At 39.9% G+C, this 17,465-nt stretch carries 18 protein-coding genes and 1 pseudogene; 16 read left to right on the forward strand and 3 right to left on the reverse strand.

Translation table 11 applies throughout. The features are described 5' to 3' along the window. Nucleotides 1-18: 18 nt before the first annotated feature. A complete protein-coding gene (glmS, locus tag NSQ83_RS01515; RefSeq protein ID WP_015252962.1) occupies nucleotides 19-1,821 on the forward strand; it encodes a glutamine--fructose-6-phosphate transaminase (isomerizing) in 1,803 nt (600 codons plus the stop codon). Between the two features lie 46 nt (nucleotides 1,822-1,867). Then, nucleotides 1,868-2,008 carry a hypothetical protein gene (locus NSQ83_RS01520; protein ID WP_160221295.1) on the forward strand — a complete coding sequence of 47 codons (141 nt, stop codon included), beginning with the start codon at nucleotides 1,868-1,870 and terminating at the stop codon, nucleotides 2,006-2,008. A gap of 266 nt (nucleotides 2,009-2,274) precedes the next feature. On the opposite strand, the gene alkA is transcribed toward NSQ83_RS01520, so the two are convergent. Then, nucleotides 2,275-3,186, reverse strand: coding sequence for a DNA-3-methyladenine glycosylase (gene alkA / locus NSQ83_RS01525; RefSeq protein ID WP_204551408.1), 912 nt, complete (start codon nucleotides 3,184-3,186; stop codon nucleotides 2,275-2,277). 272 nt (nucleotides 3,187-3,458) lie between these two features. Here alkA and adaA point away from each other — a divergent pair, with 272 nt between their 5' ends. The 10 genes from adaA (at nucleotide 3,459) to NSQ83_RS01575 (ending at nucleotide 13,334) form a co-directional block, all read left to right on the forward strand. After that, on the forward strand, nucleotides 3,459-4,094 hold the full coding sequence (gene adaA, locus NSQ83_RS01530; protein WP_204551409.1) for a bifunctional transcriptional activator/DNA repair enzyme AdaA: 636 nt from the start codon (nucleotides 3,459-3,461) through the stop codon (nucleotides 4,092-4,094). After that, a complete protein-coding gene (gene adaB, locus NSQ83_RS01535; RefSeq protein WP_003246311.1) occupies nucleotides 4,081-4,620 on the forward strand; it encodes a methylated-DNA--[protein]-cysteine S-methyltransferase in 540 nt (179 codons plus the stop codon). The genes adaA and adaB overlap by 14 nt, the downstream gene beginning before the upstream one ends. 518 nt (nucleotides 4,621-5,138) lie before the next feature. Further along, nucleotides 5,139-6,656 (forward strand): NADH dehydrogenase subunit 5, encoded by a 1,518-nt coding sequence (locus NSQ83_RS01540; RefSeq protein WP_015715141.1) that lies wholly within the window; start codon nucleotides 5,139-5,141, stop codon nucleotides 6,654-6,656. Between the two features lie 14 nt (nucleotides 6,657-6,670). Continuing rightward, on the forward strand, nucleotides 6,671-9,286 hold the full coding sequence (locus NSQ83_RS01545) for a YbcC family protein (protein WP_204551410.1): 2,616 nt from the start codon (nucleotides 6,671-6,673) through the stop codon (nucleotides 9,284-9,286). 76 nt (nucleotides 9,287-9,362) lie between these two features. Next, on the forward strand, nucleotides 9,363-9,890 hold the full coding sequence (locus NSQ83_RS01550; RefSeq protein ID WP_046664311.1) for a carbonic anhydrase: 528 nt from the start codon (nucleotides 9,363-9,365) through the stop codon (nucleotides 9,888-9,890). A gap of 63 nt (nucleotides 9,891-9,953) precedes the next feature. After that, a complete protein-coding gene (locus NSQ83_RS01555) occupies nucleotides 9,954-10,244 on the forward strand; it encodes a DUF6407 family protein (protein ID WP_015252954.1) in 291 nt (96 codons plus the stop codon). Nucleotides 10,245-10,301: 57 nt separating this feature from the next. Next, nucleotides 10,302-10,676 (forward strand): DUF2294 domain-containing protein, encoded by a 375-nt coding sequence (locus NSQ83_RS01560; RefSeq protein ID WP_003246482.1) that lies wholly within the window; start codon nucleotides 10,302-10,304, stop codon nucleotides 10,674-10,676. A 495-nt stretch (nucleotides 10,677-11,171) separates the two neighbouring features. Further along, on the forward strand, nucleotides 11,172-11,474 hold the full coding sequence (locus tag NSQ83_RS01565; RefSeq protein ID WP_003234907.1) for a metalloregulator ArsR/SmtB family transcription factor: 303 nt from the start codon (nucleotides 11,172-11,174) through the stop codon (nucleotides 11,472-11,474). A gap of 126 nt (nucleotides 11,475-11,600) precedes the next feature. Then, complete coding sequence (locus NSQ83_RS01570; RefSeq protein ID WP_017694956.1) at nucleotides 11,601-12,773, forward strand: MFS transporter; 1,173 nt, start codon at nucleotides 11,601-11,603, stop codon at nucleotides 12,771-12,773. Between the two features lie 207 nt (nucleotides 12,774-12,980). Further along, nucleotides 12,981-13,334 (forward strand): hypothetical protein, encoded by a 354-nt coding sequence (locus tag NSQ83_RS01575; RefSeq protein WP_172480948.1) that lies wholly within the window; start codon nucleotides 12,981-12,983, stop codon nucleotides 13,332-13,334. Between the two features lie 106 nt (nucleotides 13,335-13,440). Here NSQ83_RS01575 and NSQ83_RS01580 read toward each other — a convergent pair. After that, nucleotides 13,441-13,587 (reverse strand): annotated as a pseudogene (locus NSQ83_RS01580) (MerR family DNA-binding transcriptional regulator); the annotation flags it as partial. 129 nt (nucleotides 13,588-13,716) lie between these two features. Here NSQ83_RS01580 and NSQ83_RS01585 point away from each other — a divergent pair. From NSQ83_RS01585 to NSQ83_RS01600, 4 genes are read left to right on the forward strand one after another with little or no spacing between them, the layout of a single operon-like run. Continuing rightward, nucleotides 13,717-14,694, forward strand: coding sequence for an alpha/beta hydrolase (locus NSQ83_RS01585; protein WP_198879018.1), 978 nt, complete (start codon nucleotides 13,717-13,719; stop codon nucleotides 14,692-14,694). Between the two features lies 1 nt (nucleotide 14,695). Further along, nucleotides 14,696-15,367, forward strand: a complete 672-nt coding sequence (gene ybdJ / locus NSQ83_RS01590; RefSeq protein ID WP_198879019.1) for a two-component system response regulator YbdJ — start codon at nucleotides 14,696-14,698, stop codon at nucleotides 15,365-15,367. Next, nucleotides 15,364-16,350, forward strand: coding sequence for a two-component system sensor histidine kinase YbdK (gene ybdK / locus NSQ83_RS01595; protein ID WP_198879020.1), 987 nt, complete (start codon nucleotides 15,364-15,366; stop codon nucleotides 16,348-16,350). The genes ybdJ and ybdK overlap by 4 nt, the downstream gene beginning before the upstream one ends. Before the next feature lie 58 nt (nucleotides 16,351-16,408). After that, the gene (locus NSQ83_RS01600) at nucleotides 16,409-16,672 is read left to right on the forward strand and encodes a hypothetical protein (RefSeq protein ID WP_029726939.1); all 264 of its coding nucleotides are present in this window, start codon (nucleotides 16,409-16,411) and stop codon (nucleotides 16,670-16,672) included. Here NSQ83_RS01600 and NSQ83_RS01605 read toward each other — a convergent pair. Continuing rightward, on the reverse strand, nucleotides 16,657-17,427 hold the full coding sequence (locus tag NSQ83_RS01605) for a protein kinase (RefSeq protein WP_015252945.1): 771 nt from the start codon (nucleotides 17,425-17,427) through the stop codon (nucleotides 16,657-16,659). The genes NSQ83_RS01600 and NSQ83_RS01605 overlap by 16 nt on opposite strands. Nucleotides 17,428-17,465 lie beyond the last annotated feature (38 nt).

Here is a 17,465-nt window from a genome sequence, read left to right on the forward strand (position 1 = left end):
CTTAGGAGGAAGAAAAATATGTGTGGAATCGTAGGTTATATCGGTCAGCTTGATGCGAAGGAAATTTTATTAAAAGGGTTAGAGAAGCTTGAGTATCGCGGTTATGACTCTGCTGGTATTGCTGTTGCCAACGAACAGGGAATCCATGTGTTCAAAGAAAAAGGACGCATTGCAGATCTTCGTGAAGTTGTGGATGCCAATGTAGAAGCGAAAGCCGGAATTGGGCATACTCGCTGGGCTACACACGGCGAACCAAGCTATCTGAACGCTCACCCGCATCAAAGCGCACTGGGACGCTTTACACTTGTTCATAACGGCGTGATCGAGAACTATGTTCAGCTGAAGCAAGAGTATTTGCAAGATGTAGAGCTCAAAAGTGACACCGATACAGAAGTAGTCGTTCAAGTAATCGAGCAATTCGTCAATGGAGGACTTGAGACAGAAGAAGCGTTCCGCAAAACACTTACACTGTTAAAAGGCTCTTATGCAATTGCTTTATTCGATAACGACAACAGAGAAACGATTTTTGTAGCGAAAAACAAAAGCCCTCTATTAGTAGGTCTTGGAGATACATTCAACGTCGTAGCATCTGATGCAATGGCGATGCTTCAAGTAACCAACGAATACGTAGAGCTGATGGATAAAGAAATGGTTATCGTCACTGATGACCAAGTTGTCATCAAAAACCTTGATGGTGACGTGATTACACGTGCGTCTTATATTGCTGAGCTTGATGCCAGTGATATCGAAAAAGGCACGTACCCTCACTACATGTTGAAAGAAACGGATGAGCAGCCTGTTGTTATGCGCAAAATCATCCAAACGTATCAAGATGAAAACGGCAAGCTGTCTGTGCCTGGCGATATCGCTGCCGCTGTAGCGGAAGCGGACCGCATCTATATCATTGGCTGCGGAACAAGCTACCATGCAGGACTTGTCGGTAAACAATATATTGAAATGTGGGCAAACGTGCCGGTTGAAGTGCATGTAGCGAGTGAATTCTCCTACAACATGCCGCTTCTGTCTAAGAAACCGCTCTTCATTTTCCTTTCTCAAAGCGGAGAAACAGCAGACAGCCGCGCGGTTCTCGTTCAAGTCAAAGCACTCGGACACAAAGCCCTGACAATCACAAACGTACCTGGATCAACGCTTTCTCGTGAAGCTGACTATACATTGCTGCTTCATGCAGGCCCTGAGATCGCTGTTGCGTCAACGAAAGCATACACTGCACAAATTGCAGTTCTTGCGGTTCTTGCTTCTGTGGCTGCTGACAAAAACGGCATCGATATCGGATTTGACCTCGTCAAAGAACTCGGTATCGCTGCAAACGCAATGGAAGCTCTATGCGACCAGAAAGACGAAATGGAAATGATCGCCCGTGAATACCTGACTGTATCCAGAAACGCTTTCTTCATCGGACGCGGCCTTGACTACTTCGTATGTGTCGAAGGCGCACTGAAGCTGAAAGAGATTTCTTACATCCAGGCAGAAGGTTTTGCCGGCGGTGAGCTAAAGCACGGAACGATTGCCTTGATCGAACAAGGAACACCAGTATTCGCACTGGCAACTCAAGAGCACGTAAACCTAAGCATCCGCGGAAACGTCAAAGAAGTTGCCGCTCGCGGAGCAAACACATGCATCATCTCACTGAAAGGCCTAGACGATGCGGATGACAGATTCGTACTGCCGGAAGTAAACCCAGCGCTTGCTCCGTTGGTATCTGTTGTTCCATTGCAGCTGATCGCTTACTATGCTGCACTGCATCGCGGCTGTGATGTTGATAAACCGCGTAACCTTGCGAAGAGTGTTACTGTGGAGTAATAAATGTTTAACCCCTTTGGATAAGATTGTCTAAAGGGGTGTTTTTATGTCCAAAAGAGAAAGAACGTCTACAGTGGAAAAATGGATTAAAGAAGGTGATGGTACAGGACTCGACTATCTATCGGCCATGGCTATAGATTTAAGATGTTTCCACATTAGGTCGGTCAATCAGGTTAAAAGGCATTAAGACTTTTGCCTAACTGAGTTTTCTAATGTTAATACAGATATAAGAGAGCAGTTCCTCATTATGAAACGCTTTTGATAGCAGTTGGAATAAAGCATGCTAGAAATCCGAAAACCGGAGAGCCTATTGGAATGATAACGTGTTTTTTTATTGTCAATTAATAAAGGCAAAAGAATTCTAGAAGTCGCACTTACAATGTACTTGTGGGCCTTAGGTTTTAAAGCTCATTCTTTTTTTATTGAGTACATTCCGGTTTAAGTTGAAATGATTCAGTAAAGGACACGCCATAAATATAAGGTAGCGTATGATTGCCATTCTTTCCATGGAACCGATATTTCTAAGATTTCATCTTTCGTAGGCTTTCGATTCATATTACGTAATATTTTTATCGAACGAATTAGACCCACATCATCGATTGGAAAAGCTGTCGGGAACCTAAGGCAGCGCATTAGAACATAATTGGCTGTCCAAGGACCGATTCCTCGTATTTTAATTAAGTTTTTTTCAGCATCTTTAAAGTTCATTTTCATTAATTTTTCTCTCGATAATTCCCCACTTGCCATTAATCTGGCTATTCCAATGATATATTCACTTTTTTTTACCGTCATTTTAATATCTGCCAGGTCGGTAGGGGTTAACCGTGCAATTCGCTCGTACGGTGGGAACACCCAATACTTTTTACCATTCCATTCAATAGAATCGCCAAATGCTTCTACAAATTGCTTCTTTAAGGAGTACGCGAAGGCTAAGTTAATTTGTTGCCCTAAAACTCCCCAACATAAAGCTTCAAATAAATCGGGAATGCCGATCACTCGCAACCCATAAAATTTTAGGGCAGGCATTTTAAGTAATGGATCTGCTTTTGCCATTTCATAAAATGGAGTTAAATCGTTATCAAGATCAAACCATTCATGAATATATTTTACAATCTCTTCCCGTTTCCACTGCTCAACAGGTCTAGAATCGTTTAGGAATTGAACAATCATTTGTTTATTATTGATTACGCTTACCTGCACTAAGGACCGAATTTCCCCAATGGCTATAACTTTTGTAATGATATTGTTCTCTATTTCATACATGCATTCATTTTTTTCCCTGGTTAGGTAGCCAAGGTTCGCATTCATGTCGAAAATTTCAGGTAATGTAATGACAATAACATCATTGACTTCATGCCATGTCACTTTTTCATTCTCCTTATCTTAAATAATTATAAGAAAACTCACGCTGGTTGAAATTAGTTTATCACATAATAAGCTTTACTCATTTTGTTATCTTGCTATTACATTCTAACCACCTTATTTTTTTCTATTTATGAGGTTATAGTGTAGTTATCAAGAATGCTAAACGGGAGTAGATAAAAATGGCCCAAGATATAAAAAACGCGTGTCGAAAATTTAAATTGGGATTCAATTCAAAATGAATTAGATGAGCCATGTAAGGAGAGGTGAGATAAATGCCGGATAGTATCAATAACGGACATAAAGAGAGCCATGATCATAGAATTTCGAATGATGTAGAAATGATAACAGATGAAAAGTGGCAAGCCATTATAAATAATGATGCAGCGTACAATAATCAATTTTTCTACGCTGTAAAGTCGACAGGGGTATTCTGTAAACCATCCTGTAAATCTCGTGTTCCGAAAAAAGAAAATGTATGCATTTTTCCAAACGCAGAACAAGCTCTCCGCGCAAATTTTCGCCCTTGTAAACGCTGTAAACCTACTAATGAAAAAATGCCTGATAGCGAGTGGGTTGATTTAATTACTGAATACATTGATAAAAATTTCACAGAAAAATTAACGCTAGAATCGTTAGCAGATATTTGTCATGGGAGTCCGTATCATATGCATCGAACATTTAAAAAAATTAAAGGCATTACGCTGGTTGAGTATATACAACAAGTTAGAGTACACGCGGCTAAAAAGTATTTGATTCAGACAAATAAAGCGATTGGAGATATCGCTATATGTGTGGGTATAGCTAACGCGCCTTATTTTATTACTTTATTTAAAAAGAAAACTGGACAGACACCAGCACAATTTCGTCAAATGAGTAAAATGGAGGAAACGTACAATGGAAACAAATAAACCAACCCTTTATTGGTCTTTACTAATGTTCAAGGATTGGAATTTTTATATTGCTTCAACTTTAAAGGGGCTTGTGTTTGTAGGTTCACAGAACAAACCAATCGAGGAATTGTTCGAATGGGCTAGGAAACGCTTTCCGGGAAGTCTTCTTGTTGAAGATGATGATAAGCTTGAACCCTATGCCGTTGAAATCACTCAATATCTAGAAGGAAAGCGGAAAAACTTTACTGTTCCAGTTGAGTACGCCGGTACGCAATTTCAGCTAGCAGTCTGGAATGCACTTTGTGAAATTCCTTATGGACAGACGAAATCCTATTCCGACATTGCAAATGATATAAATAAACCAGCTGCTGTTCGTGCTGTAGGTGCGGCTATTGGGGCTAATCCGGTATTAATTACTGTACCGTGCCATCGTGTAATAGGAAAGAATGGCTCATTAACTGGCTATCGGGGCGGATTTGAAATGAAGACACTGCTCCTCGATCTGGAAAAGCGAGCTTCATCTGAAATGGATGTTCCTCATTGAAAGTGAATCATCTATAATGGGTTGGATTCTTTTAGAGGAAAATAAAGACCAGTTTACTGATAAACTTGACAACTTTTAAAATTTAGCATATCTTATACGTAACTTAATAATCGATGCAGATGTTTATTTTTCCTTTTAAAATATGTAGGCCTTTAGCATTCTTTTCATATTTAATTTTAAATATTGATAGGATGAAAAAGTATCCTAATAAAAAAGGAAGAGAACATGAGTCGATTTATTTGATAATCAGGACTATATTAAAGGAAATGAAAACATAGCATAAAGTAAAGACCAATAATAAGGTAGCACTTCAAAAAACTTCGCTGAAGTTAGTTGAAGTGAAGCCGACAATTTTCAGGATTCAATGATCTAACATAATCATTGAAATTTTGAAGTTGTCGGCTTTTTTGTTGGAAAAAAATAGAGATAAATAAAAATTGAAATAAATAATAGACATATATGATCTGATTGAAAGGTCTTTTGACCAATAATGAGTTTTAAAAAAGGGAGAATTTAGAATGTTAGTTTCGCTGAGTTTGTCATCATTATTAACATTATTTTTTATTATGCTTATGGCTTCTGGGATTAGTGGACTATTGTTTTTACATCCGCGTGTACCCTTGAGTTTTGTCCGCATTCATATTGGGACCTTGGCTTTACCACTTTTGGTTTCCTTACTGATTCTTGCCAATAGTGGTGTGAGTGGAAATGTTGGCCCTTGGCACTTAGATTCCTTAGCTTGTTTAATGACTTTCTTTGTTCTTGCAATTGGATTCATCATTCAGCGTTTTTCTGTACGTTACTTAATGGGGGATCGATCTTATCGAAAATATTTTACGCTTTTTACTTTCACAACAGGGGCTGCTTCAATGACATGGTTAAGTGGTGATCTCCGCTTGATGGTTCTATTTTGGGGAGCAACTCTTGTTGGTTTAACCTTACTTATAAGGTTAAACAGTGCTTGGCAAGTGGCTAGTGAAGCAGCCAAAATTTCTGGCCGGTTATTTTTGTTAAGTTGGTTTTCTTTGTTTTTTGCGATGATGTGGCTTTTTCATGCCACAGGTCAATGGCAGTTATCATTGGTTGTAACAAATGAAAGTTTAGCTGGGCTGGGAGAATGGGAGAGAACAGGGATTCAGCTATTGATTGTACTGGCGGTGATCATTCCTGCAGCTCAATGGCCGTTCCAAAGATGGTTGGTTGAGTCTATTGTTGCTCCAACCCCAGTTTCTGCAATTATGCATGCAGGTTTAGTAAATGCTGGAGGAATAATACTAACTCGATTTTCACCTCTATTTCATGGTGGTATCGCTTCGATTATCTTACTTCTGCTTGCTGGCATTTCTGTATTGATTGGAACTGGAATTAGTTTAGTCCAGGTTGATTATAAACGCCAGTTAGTAGGCTCCACGATTGGACAAATGGGGTTTATGCTCATTCAGTGTGCATTAGGCGCCTATATAGCAGCCATTATTCATCTTATTTTACATGGTTTATTCAAAGCTACGTTGTTTCTACAAGCTGGTTCAGCAGTAGGGCGTCATGAAGTATCGGCTCGCACTAATGAAAGAACATCTTATTTATGGGTCATGGCTGGTCGGATTTTATCCTTAGTAATAGGTGTTGCTTTTTGGCTCACTGCTCCTGGAGACGGGTATCACTTAATAAGTGCGCTGATCTTAGGGTGGTCATTGTCCGTTTCTTGGACTCAGCTTGTCGCTTTTGGAGAGGGCCGAATTGGCCGGATTGCCGGCTTAACTGTTTTAGGAGGAGCAGCCCTCGTATATTTTATCATTCATCACCTTTTCTATAAGTGGCTGCATACAACCATTTTTCAAAGTGTTCAACCTCCAATGTCAGCTGTCATGATTGTCGTATGTCTCTTACTCTTTGGCAGTGCTTTAGGTACGTGGGTTGCTCGTCATCGTTCTTCCGTTTTTTTTGCGGTACTCTATCTTTGGTTAGTCCGATTAGGTGAAGCAAAACCAAAGTCAGTAGAGAGTCACCCAGACTACCTTAAACAATATATTTCATAAGGAGCTAATCTGAGATGGGCATTACATCAGTATTAACGAAAGATAATGTAAAAAAGATAGATACAGATATTGATGTTCAAGAAAGGGATCTTAACGTTTTCATTACATCTGCCAGCCGAGTGATTGCGCCACTTTGGCCTATTTCTACATTTGCTGCACGTAATCCGTGGATGGGACTTGAAAACCAACCTTTTGATCAGGTTGCAAGTTGGTTGAAAAACACTCGCGATGTTGATATATACCCTAGTGCGTCTATGATCCGTTTAGCAAAGAATAAAGGTGAGATTGATGAAGATTTTGTGGAAATGGGGCTGCAGCGTTGGCTTGATTCACATTCCTATCACATCCCACGGGACGTGGCAGAGCGATTTTGTCATGCTGCATTAAAGTTAGATCCCCTGCCTTCCGACCTTTTATCATCACATGAGCTGGAGAAATTAGTAAGTGAATGTAGTGGATTGGATCATATCGAGAATGTGTTTATGCAACCACTAAGTTCGTATATAGAGAATCAAGATGGTGAAAGGCTAGTCAATATACTAGATCATCATGTCATTAAGTGGAGTAAATTATATCTTGATGACTCTCAAGCAGGCTGGACAATGCCTAATCGTGAGGAAGGTTTTTATCGTGCTTGGCAGCATCTCATTCAATATGATCCAGCACTTAGCAAAAAGCAGCGAGAAAGGGTAAAAGGTTGGCCGAAAGAGGCACATTTGGCTTTACAGGAAGCTTTATTCGCACTAGAAATCCCAGAGTCAGAAATCCAGACTTATCTTGAAGGTCATTTACTTTCATTACCTGGATGGGCAGGGATGATGCTTTGGCGCTCCCAGCAATCGAGCCACGAACATGCACTCCTAACAGAATATTTAGCGGTTCGAATATCCATGGAGTGGGCTCTTATAAAGCCATACTTACCTTTGACTAATGAACGATCTAAGAAAAAAATTTCAATTGCTCCCCTTATAGCAGCTTGGATTCATTGGGGTGGGCTTACATTAGAAGAATGGTCACAGATGACGGCCATTGAACAAAACGAATATTTATCATTTGCCTACAGCTTTGATGAGAAACTTCGCAAGAAACTTTGGTTAGAAGCTTGGGAACAAACGTACACTGATCGATTAAGCCAGAAGATCATCTCGAAACAACGTGAAACCGGCCGTAAAAAATCTGCATTAGCTCAATTAGCATTCTGCATCGATGTACGATCAGAACCTTTTCGTCGTCATCTAGAAAAAGAAGGCCCGTTTGAAACGATTGGTATTGCTGGTTTCTTCGGGGTGCCGATTGCAACTTGTGAACTTGGCAGTAAACACAGTCATGCTTCCTTGCCGATCATACAAAAACCGCAAAATAAAATAAAAGAGTTCGCAGATGAGGATGTATTCAAAAAATACAATCAACGGAAGCAAGCAATTCATTCTTTAAGCCATACCTTTAAAACGATGAAGCAGAATGCGCTTTCGAGCTTACTACTGCCTGAGCTAAGTGGACCTTGGCTTACTCTGCAAATGGCAGCCCGTAGCTTTGTGCCAAGAAAGGCGGGTCGTTTCATTCGTAATCTCCGTGAGGCTTGGTTGCGCAAACCTGATACAAAACTCTCGCTTCATCATGATACTACAGAGGCAGAAATACCTGTGGGTTTTACTGATGAAGAAAAAGTGAACTATGCTCGTCAAGCATTAAAAATGATGGGGTTAACAGAAAACATCGCACCCTTGGTCGTGATCTGCGGGCATGGCAGTCAAAGCACTAATAATCCTTATTCCGCAGCCCTTGATTGTGGTGCCTGCGGTGGAGCGGCAGGTGGATTCAATGCTAGAGTTTTAGCTGCTTTATGTAATCTATCAGAGGTACGAGAAGCTCTTTTAGCTGAAGGAATTCAAATTCCTGAGGATACGGTTTTTGCAGCAGCTGAACATAATACAACAGTAGATGAATTACATTGGCTTTATGTACCAGAGCTTTCCGAAGCTGCACAAGAAGCATTTGAACAAATTGAAGCCGTGATGCCGAAAGTGAGACATCATGTAAACGCAGAACGTCTGGCCCAATTACCGAATTTCCAATCGAAGCTAAAAAATCCGAAGGCTGAGGCAAACCGATTTGCGGAAGATTGGAGTGAGATACGTCCGGAATGGGGACTGGCTCGTAATGCCGCTTTTATTATCGGTAAACGTGAACTAACTCAGGATTGTGATTTGGAAGGCAGAGCCTTTCTCCATAATTATGATTGGAAGCAGGATGAAAGCGGTGAACTCCTAGCAAATATTATTGCAGGACCTGGAACTGTAGCCCAATGGATTAATTTACAATATTACGCATCAACGGTAGCACCTCATTATTATGGCAGCGGAAATAAAGCAACTCAAACCGTTACTGCAGGTCTCGGCGTTATGCAGGGGAATGCAAGCGATTTGTTAGCCGGACTGCCTTGGCAATCCGTCATGGAATCAGATCACGAGGCCTATCATTCTCCTCTTCGTTTATTGATACTCATCCAAGCACCTAGAGAATATGTAGAACGGTTATTAAATAATGATTCAGCATTTCTGCAAAAAGTTCAAAATGGATGGGTCCGACTGGCTAGTCTTGATCCAGAAGGATGTTGGGAAAGCTGGTAATGATGAATCTAAGCATTTATCAAATGGATTTGTTACTCAATACAAAAATGATAAACATAAGGAAGAGGTGTGCTGTATGAATGTAAACCAAAATAAAAAAGTATTATTTTTGACGGATATTGAAAACGGTTTGGAGCCTATTTTACAAGAAGCGACTAACACTTCTGCAGAGAATATGTTGACTATACAAAGCTATGGTGCCGGTATTTCACATCCTTATGGAGAAATCATGAGGTCTGTTATTTTTGCGATTTACCAGGAAGATGTTGAGGAGATTTTTGTAGTAGGAACAAAAGATAAGAAGACTTCCGCAGGTAATGGACTAACTCAACTTGAAACAATGAAAGATAAAATACAAACATTGGATTATCTTTTTCAAAATTGCAAGCCTGAATTTTTAGGTGGTACGGTCGATGAATGGCTAAATGAAAATAGCAGTGACACCATTGAAAAAAGTGTTGATATGATTCGACATCATCCCCTAGTGCCGTCATATGTTAAAGTTAGAGGTTTATTCGTTCATCATAAGGATGGAAAACCCTCAATCGTGGAGGTTCCTGATGTTAAAACAGGTCAAGCCTTACCTGATCATTGCTTGTTATGATGAAATGCAGGTTTAACTTCTAAACGCACCCATATATGGAGAAAGCAGTTCTAAGGAGATTGTATGAGCGCTAATTTAACTGATTTTGTCACGAAAACAATAGAGGACATGAACTCGTTTGATCGTGAAAATATGGAATGTATGAAAAAACTAATTAGAAAAGCAATTGATTTTTATCATCTTAAATCTTATGAAGAAGTTGAGGAAACCCATTCAGGAAATGTTCGATTTTTGCATGTCCACTCTATGATGGAAGAAAATATGTTATCCAAAATGATAGTGGTCACAAGAAACGGTAAAACTGATTTGGATATTGAAGGTGTATATGAAGGATATGTTGTAAGAGAATATTAATGAGACGAAACCACAAATAGAATATGCCAATTTTTTTGCTCAGGAGATGTATTAGATATGAAAAAGTCGAAAGGTTCTATTGAATCAGAGATCAGTAAGTCCATTACTCAATGGGAGAAGGATTATCTTGGACGGGGGTCTGTATCTGTTAAGACTGATATACTGCGGGACATGATCATCGTCAATTTAAAAGGGATTTTAACACCAGCCGAATATGTAGTTTGTGGATCAAAAGAGGGTATGTTATCTATCAAACAAACTCGTTCGGAGTTAGTCGAATCAGGTATAGAAGGCCTTAAGGATATTATCTTAAAAATAACCGGAGAAAAAGTGAAAAGTTTTCATACTGATTTAAGCTCCCGGACAGGTGAACGAGTGATGGTGTTTAAATTATGTAATGATCTAGAGAAAAATTTGGAAAAGATCTTATAATCTAAAGAAAATAAATGTTTTGACGGTATGGAATCTGTTGTGAATTGAACATAATGAACTGCCGCTTCTTTTGTTTTACAATTATGGCATCATTGATAACTTTTATTCATAACCTAAGCGGACATAAAGAGATGTCAATTCATAGTACACTGACTTGTTATTCCTGTCGAAAGATCTAACATCCGCTGTTGTTATGAGCGGATGTTTTTTTACATCTATTTTAAATACATGAATTTGATGCTGGTGATTAGTCACTTGAACAATATTAAATTCATTTTAATTGAAAACATCCTTGTCACCTGCCGGGTTCCCCAAGTGTTTAGTGACATGATTATGAGACCAATTTCGTAAAGCTTGATGATAAATTTAAGAGGTGAACAAAATTGATATGCTGTCTTCAGTTTCATTTCACGGAATTAGTCAGAGATAAACCTTTAATTAAATATATCCAAAAAACGGATTGACATATCGAAATATAACGATATAATAATCGATATGGAACCAATTGAAGTATTCAAAGCCTTATCAAATGAATCAAGGCTGCAAATTTTACAATGGCTGAAGGAGCCCGATCGTCATTTTGCACCCCATGAAGGGATTGATATGAACACAATCGGGGTATGTGTCAGTCAAATAACAGACAAATTGAAAATGACGCAATCGACAGCTTCTCAATATCTTACCATCCTTTTAAGAGCCGGCTTGATTAAGGCGGAGCGTATTGGAAAGTACACATATTACAAAAGAGATGAAGAAGCCATTGGGAAACTTGCTGACTTTCTTAAAACAGAGATATAAAAATAAACATCAAAAGATGTTTATTTTTACACCATACATATCGACATATTACGATGTGTTTATTTTTTATAATAACATATCGATAATTCGTGATATGTTTATTGATAATTAAGGAGTGAATGTTTTATGTCTAACACTTGGAAAATTTATATTTTAGCCATTGTCAGCTTTTTAGTTGGAACCTCAGAGTACATCATTTCGGGAATTTTGGATCAAATTGCTCATACTCTCGGGATCACTTTAGCTGCCGCGGGCCAGCTTATTACCATTTTCTCACTTGTATATGCTCTTTCTACACCCATACTTATGGCGTTGACAGCAAGTATGGATAGACGCAAATTGATGATGTATGCCCTAGGTTTGTTTGTGTTCGGTAATGTCCTGGCTTTTGTACTGCCTGGTTATGGATGGTTTATTGCAGCGCGGATCATTATGGCGATGGGAGCAGGTGTGGTTGTTGTCACCGCATTAACGATTGCCGCTAAGATTGCATCGGAAGGGAAGCAGGGAAGTGCCATCGCTACGGTCGTGATGGGATTTACCGCTTCTTTAATCATTGGTGTTCCGCTTGGAAGAATGATAGCAGTAGCATTAGGCTGGAAGTCTGTATTTGGAGCAATTGCTTTGTTGGGATTGATCGCAATGGTCGTTATTTTCTTTACTCTTCCGCATACTGAAGGGGATAAGCCTGTGCCTTTGCTTCAACAGCTTGCTCTTTTCAAAAAACGGAAAGTGGCTATGGGATTATCAATCACTTTCTTCTGGCTCGGGGGATATTCTGTTGCTTACACTTATTTGTCACCGTATCTCTTGAACATCTCAGGTATAAATGGCAAGCTGCTCAGTGGTGTTTTGCTTATATTTGGAATTGCCAGTTTGGTTGGATCAAAGTTTGGGGGATATAGCACCGATAAATGGGGAGTGCCTTTTACACTCGTTGGCGGGATGACGTTGCATATCGTCACACTGATTCTTCTGTCACTTGTTACTCATTCCTATATCGGAGTGTTGGTGATTCTCATATTATGGTCGTTTGCCGCATGGTCCACCGGTCCGACACAGCAATTTCACCTGGCTACAATAGAACCGGAAATGTCAGGTGTTTTGCTTAGCATGAATCAGTCAATGATGCAATTCGCCATGGCGGTCGGCGCAGGTATAGGAGGGGTTTTTGTGGAAAACGTATCATTGGCCTCGATTACCTGGGTTGGTGCGTTAGGGGTTATGATTGCCATTATTGCATCATTGCTGATTTTCAATTCGCAACCGAAACAAGCGCTAAAAGATATCAATCAATAATTTCGAAAGTTCTAACATCCGCTCGTTATACAAGCGGGTGTTTTTTTATACGCTCAACTAGAAGACACACTGTAGCTGAAAGGGATTTTTGCCGACGGAGAGCTGAAGCACAGCAAGTTATAATATACTAGGAAGGGAAATAACGGTATGGCGGAAGGGTTTTAGCGCTTCTCGCCTGTAAGATCATTACTTTGAGGATGTGTCATCGTGAATCAAAAGACGTACATTGAAATGAGCAGGACATCGCAGTACATCAACAAAATGAGAGAGTATTCAGTGCTAATTGATGGGGCTGAGATGGGAACTATCAAAGATGGAGGAAGGCTGCGAATTGATTTACCGCCTGGTGAGCATGTTATTCAAGTGAAGATTGCTTGGTGTACAAGCCCAACTTTGAGGTTTGCTTTAGCGGAAGGAGAAGTGTTGAAGTTTAGATGCGGAAGTCCGCTTCGAGGATGGAAGTTGCTTTTGGCGCTTTTTTCTGTTTTGGGCCGTCCTGAAAATTATCTGTTTATCGAGCAGGAAGAAGAGAAAAAGCTTTGTGGTGACTTTGATGTGTGAATAAATAGGAATAAATAGATTAAATACCCCTGAATTATGTTTTGTGAAAGATTGATATAAGCGGTAGCCTTCTCAATGTCGTTCTCGGTTGGAGAAGGCTGCGTATAAGAAATTCTCGGACTTTGCGTATAGACCTTCCGATTTCAGGATTAATGTCTTCTGGGTGGATGAGTCCGATTTCATCATGGTATAGCAGTGTTTTTGTTGATACTTTGCATATCTTTGAAAATTCGCCGATCGATAGCCGAGTGATCACCTCTATGCTCCAAATGTACACCTTTCCGTAAGGGCAAAGTCAAATGTGAAAAAAAACTGTTCCAAAGTTAATCAGAAATTTATTTTCATATTGTATCCTTTCAGTATCAAGTGAAAGGAGCATCATATGAAAACATTATGGAAAGTCCTCAAAACTGTTTTTGTCAGCTTGGCTGCTTTGGTTTTGCTTGTATGCGTCTCGGTATTTATTTATCACCATTTCCAGCTAAATAAAGAGGCGGCACTCCTTAAAGAAAAAGGCACATTAGTCGAAGTTGATGGTAAAAAGATGAATGTGTATCAAGAGGGAAGCGGGAAGGATACGTTTGTGTTTATGTCCGGTTCGGGGATTGCTGCGCCTGCTTATGAAATGAAGGAACTGTACAGCAAGTTTTCAAAAGAAAATAAGATTGCTGTTGTAGATCGGGCAGGTTATGGATACAGTGAAGTGTCTCACGATGACAGAGATATTGATACGGTATTGGAACAGACGAGGAAAGTGCTTATGAAAAGCGGAAATAAGCCTCCTTATATTTTAATGCCTCATTCGATATCCGGGATTGAAGCAATGTATTGGGCACAGAAATATCCTAAGGAAATCAAGGCCATTATTGCGATGGATATTGGATTGCCCCAGCAGTACGTCACGTATAAATTGAGCGGAGTTGACCGATTGAAAGTGAGAGGGTTCCACCTGTTAACCTCGATTGGTTTTCATCGGTTTATGCCTTCCGCTGTATATAATCCTGAGGTGATTCGGCAGTCGTTTTTAACTGATGAAGAAAAAGAAATCTATAAAGCCATTAACTTTAAGCAATTTTTTAATGCAGATATGGAGCATGAGCTTTTGCAGTCTTACCAAAACGGCAGCAAATCTGTGAATCTGCCGGCGCCAAAGGAAACTCCCGTCTTGATTTTAGATGCGGTCTCTGACCAAAATAGACATTCAAAGTATGCTATACAAAACCGAAAAGACTATGAAGCGTTTGCGGCTCAATTCAATACTGCCGATATAAAGGAACTGAGGGGAACACACAGTATTTATTTATATCAGCCTGATCAAATATATAAACTTTCCATGGAGTTTATGAGAAAGGTTCGCTAGGATGAAGGGTTATCATATTTTAATCGTTGAAGACGATGTGATGATTGGTGATTTGCTGCAAAAGATTTTGCAGCGTGAGGGATATCGTGTGATATGGAAAACAGATGGAGCGGATGTGCTTTCGGTGATTCAGAAGGTGGATTTGGTCATTATGGATCTGATGCTGCCGGGTGAAGACGGGTATCAAATGTCTGCAAAAATCAAAGAGCTGGGGCTGGGCATTCCGGTTATTTTTCTCTCGGCCCGCAATGACATGGACAGCAAGCTTCAAGGTTTGCAGATCGGCGAGGATTATATGGTAAAGCCCTTTGATCCGAGAGAGCTGCTATTAAGAATGCGGAATATGCTTGAGCATCATTATGGCACCTTTACGCAAATCAAACATTTGTATATTGATGCAGTAACGAAAAAAGTGTTCAATGAAAGCCTGCATGATGAGGTATTGTTTACTGCGATTGAGCGGAAAATTTTCTTTTATTTATATGAAAATAGAGATAGTATCCTGACAAAGGAACATTTCTTTGAATATCTATGGCAGCTCGAAGATAGAAACCCGAATATTGTCAATGTGCATATTAAAAAAATCAGAGCTAAAATCAATGATCAAGCGGGTGAGATGATTGAAAATATATATGGAGAAGGGTATCGGCTGAATACCGTTGTGAAGAAATGAAGCTCAAGACAAAATGTCAGTTGTTATTGTTTACGGCAGTCATTAGTGTTCCGATGCTATTGCTGGCGGTCAGTGTTTTGATGTCGGTGATTTATGACAGCATGTTTAAACCGATGAATCATGGTACGCCCTTTCACAGGTCGTTTGCGTACCCGGCAATGATTGTTGTATTTTTGATATCGCTCTTATTGTTAGCTTTTTTATTTTCAAAGTCGATTCATTCTCTGTTGCATAAAATCAATCTATTAAATCAAACCATTCGGCATTTGGCGAGTGATCAAAGGGTGCCCGATAAAATTGAAGTGAAGCGTGCTGATGAAATCGGGGAACTGATCAAGTCGGTCAATTTGTTAATTGAACGGACGACATATCGTGAACTGGAGCTGAGACAGCAAGAGGAAATCAAAAAGGAGCTTTTGCAAAAACTGCGGCATGACATTAATACACCTTTAACGGCTCTCAGGTTGCAGTTATTTTATTTGGAAGACCAATGTCATGGTCAGGCTGTATTCGAATCATTGTATCAGCAAATCGAATATATCTCGGAATTAACCAATGAATTCAATCTATATTCCGCTGAGACGCTGGAAAGCTCTTATATTGTAAATGAAGAAGTGCGTCTAAACGAGCTATTAGAAACAGCGGTGAAAAAGTGGGATTATTTATACAGTATGAGTGGGATTGAGCTGCACTATAAGCCGGCAGATCAAGATGTGATATGGATGAGCAACGCGTTATGGATGGAAAGGCTGTTTGATAATATTTTTCAAAATACGTTAAGGCATTCAAAAGCTAAAAAGATGGAAGTCACGATTGAACATGGCGATGTTTTTATTCGTGATGACGGTATTGGATTTGATCGGAATGAGAGCAGTGAGGGACTTGGGTTAAAGATTATTGAGGATACATGCAGGCTGCTTGCGATTACTTATGAGCTGCATACAAATGATAACGGAACGGGGTTCTTGTTTTCAAAAGAGTGACCCCGCTGATGTTTTTCTTTCTCCTATAAAATTTATATAATAGGGAGAAAGAAATGGGGTGAACAGCATATGTTTAAAAAAATCATCAAAACGATTAAGTACCTCTCAAGCAGTTCTAGTGACCGATATCGCAGACACCGGCATTACAGCAGCAGTCGGCGCAGACATTATCGCAGCTACAGCAGCAGCTCGGGCAAAAGAAGACACTACGACCGTTATGGCGGCAGTCATCGTTACAAACGCCGGAGCTACAGCAGCAGTTAATCCAAAAAAAGTTCTTGTTCCGCTTTTGGGACAAGGGTTTTTTTATGTGACCGATTGAATGGCCCGGTTTAGATCCTCGCGAATGGAAGCGGTGTGCTGATACTCTTCCTCAATGCCCAATAATCTTTTCAGCAGCAGGGTTACTTCCTTTGTCAGTGTTAATTCCTCCAGCCAAGTGCCGTTTTTCTTCTTTTTTCCTTTATATTGAGAGTACAGCAGGAATAACAGCGTTTCTCCGAGATCGAAGAAGTCATCCTGTTTTCGTACCTTTATTTCCTCCATTTCTTCAGGAGTCAATTGTTTGGCAAGGCCGAAATCGAGGAGGCAGAGCCTGCCGTCATTGATGATGATATTAGGCGTCCTGATGTCGCTGTGGAAGATAAGGCGATCATGCAGGTATTCTATAATCTCAAGCAGCTGCGAAATCAGTTGTAACGCCATAAGCTCTGTGAACGGCTGTTTTCGAAAAAATAATAATTCTTCTATATTCTCTCCCTCAATGAACTGCATGACATAATAAGCCTGTCCGTCTATGATGAACTCATCTATGAAGCCCGGAATTTGCGGGTGGTGAATGCTTTTGAGCAGTTTTATTTCCTGTTGGAATCGGACTCTCTCTTTTTCCTTTTTCGCTTTTGTCGGCCGAAGCTGTTTTAAGACATAAGGTGTTTGAGTTAGGATATCGGTGCACAAATAAACCAAACCGTAGCCTCCCATACCAAGGCACTCTTCGATTTTGTATTGATGATTTAAGATAACGCCGTTCTTTAGAGGGCGGTCAAAAAGCAGTTTTTTTAGAAGTTTTAATGCCATGTCTGCACTTCCCTTGGTTGTACTGACTATAGTTTACC

This window comes from Bacillus sp. PS217 (assembly GCF_037963535.1).
GTDB lineage: Bacteria > Bacillota > Bacilli > Bacillales > Bacillaceae > Bacillus > Bacillus subtilis.

Coding starts and splice junctions, on each gene's coding strand:
- ybdK (WP_198879020.1), top strand. CDS start 15,364: ATGAAGCTCAAGACAAAATGTCAGTTGTTATTGTTTACGGCAGTCATT.
- adaB (WP_003246311.1), top strand. CDS start 4,081: ATGGAAACAAATAAACCAACCCTTTATTGGTCTTTACTAATGTTCAAG.
- NSQ83_RS01540 (WP_015715141.1), top strand. CDS start 5,139: ATGTTAGTTTCGCTGAGTTTGTCATCATTATTAACATTATTTTTTATT.
- adaA (WP_204551409.1), top strand. CDS start 3,459: ATGCCGGATAGTATCAATAACGGACATAAAGAGAGCCATGATCATAGA.
- NSQ83_RS01570 (WP_017694956.1), top strand. CDS start 11,601: ATGTCTAACACTTGGAAAATTTATATTTTAGCCATTGTCAGCTTTTTA.
- NSQ83_RS01545 (WP_204551410.1), top strand. CDS start 6,671: ATGGGCATTACATCAGTATTAACGAAAGATAATGTAAAAAAGATAGAT.
- ybdJ (WP_198879019.1), top strand. CDS start 14,696: ATGAAGGGTTATCATATTTTAATCGTTGAAGACGATGTGATGATTGGT.
- NSQ83_RS01605 (WP_015252945.1), bottom strand. CDS start 17,427: ATGGCATTAAAACTTCTAAAAAAACTGCTTTTTGACCGCCCTCTAAAG.
- NSQ83_RS01520 (WP_160221295.1), top strand. CDS start 1,868: ATGTCCAAAAGAGAAAGAACGTCTACAGTGGAAAAATGGATTAAAGAA.
- NSQ83_RS01555 (WP_015252954.1), top strand. CDS start 9,954: ATGAGCGCTAATTTAACTGATTTTGTCACGAAAACAATAGAGGACATG.
- NSQ83_RS01565 (WP_003234907.1), top strand. CDS start 11,172: ATGGAACCAATTGAAGTATTCAAAGCCTTATCAAATGAATCAAGGCTG.
- NSQ83_RS01550 (WP_046664311.1), top strand. CDS start 9,363: ATGAATGTAAACCAAAATAAAAAAGTATTATTTTTGACGGATATTGAA.
- glmS (WP_015252962.1), top strand. CDS start 19: ATGTGTGGAATCGTAGGTTATATCGGTCAGCTTGATGCGAAGGAAATT.
- NSQ83_RS01585 (WP_198879018.1), top strand. CDS start 13,717: ATGAAAACATTATGGAAAGTCCTCAAAACTGTTTTTGTCAGCTTGGCT.
- NSQ83_RS01560 (WP_003246482.1), top strand. CDS start 10,302: ATGAAAAAGTCGAAAGGTTCTATTGAATCAGAGATCAGTAAGTCCATT.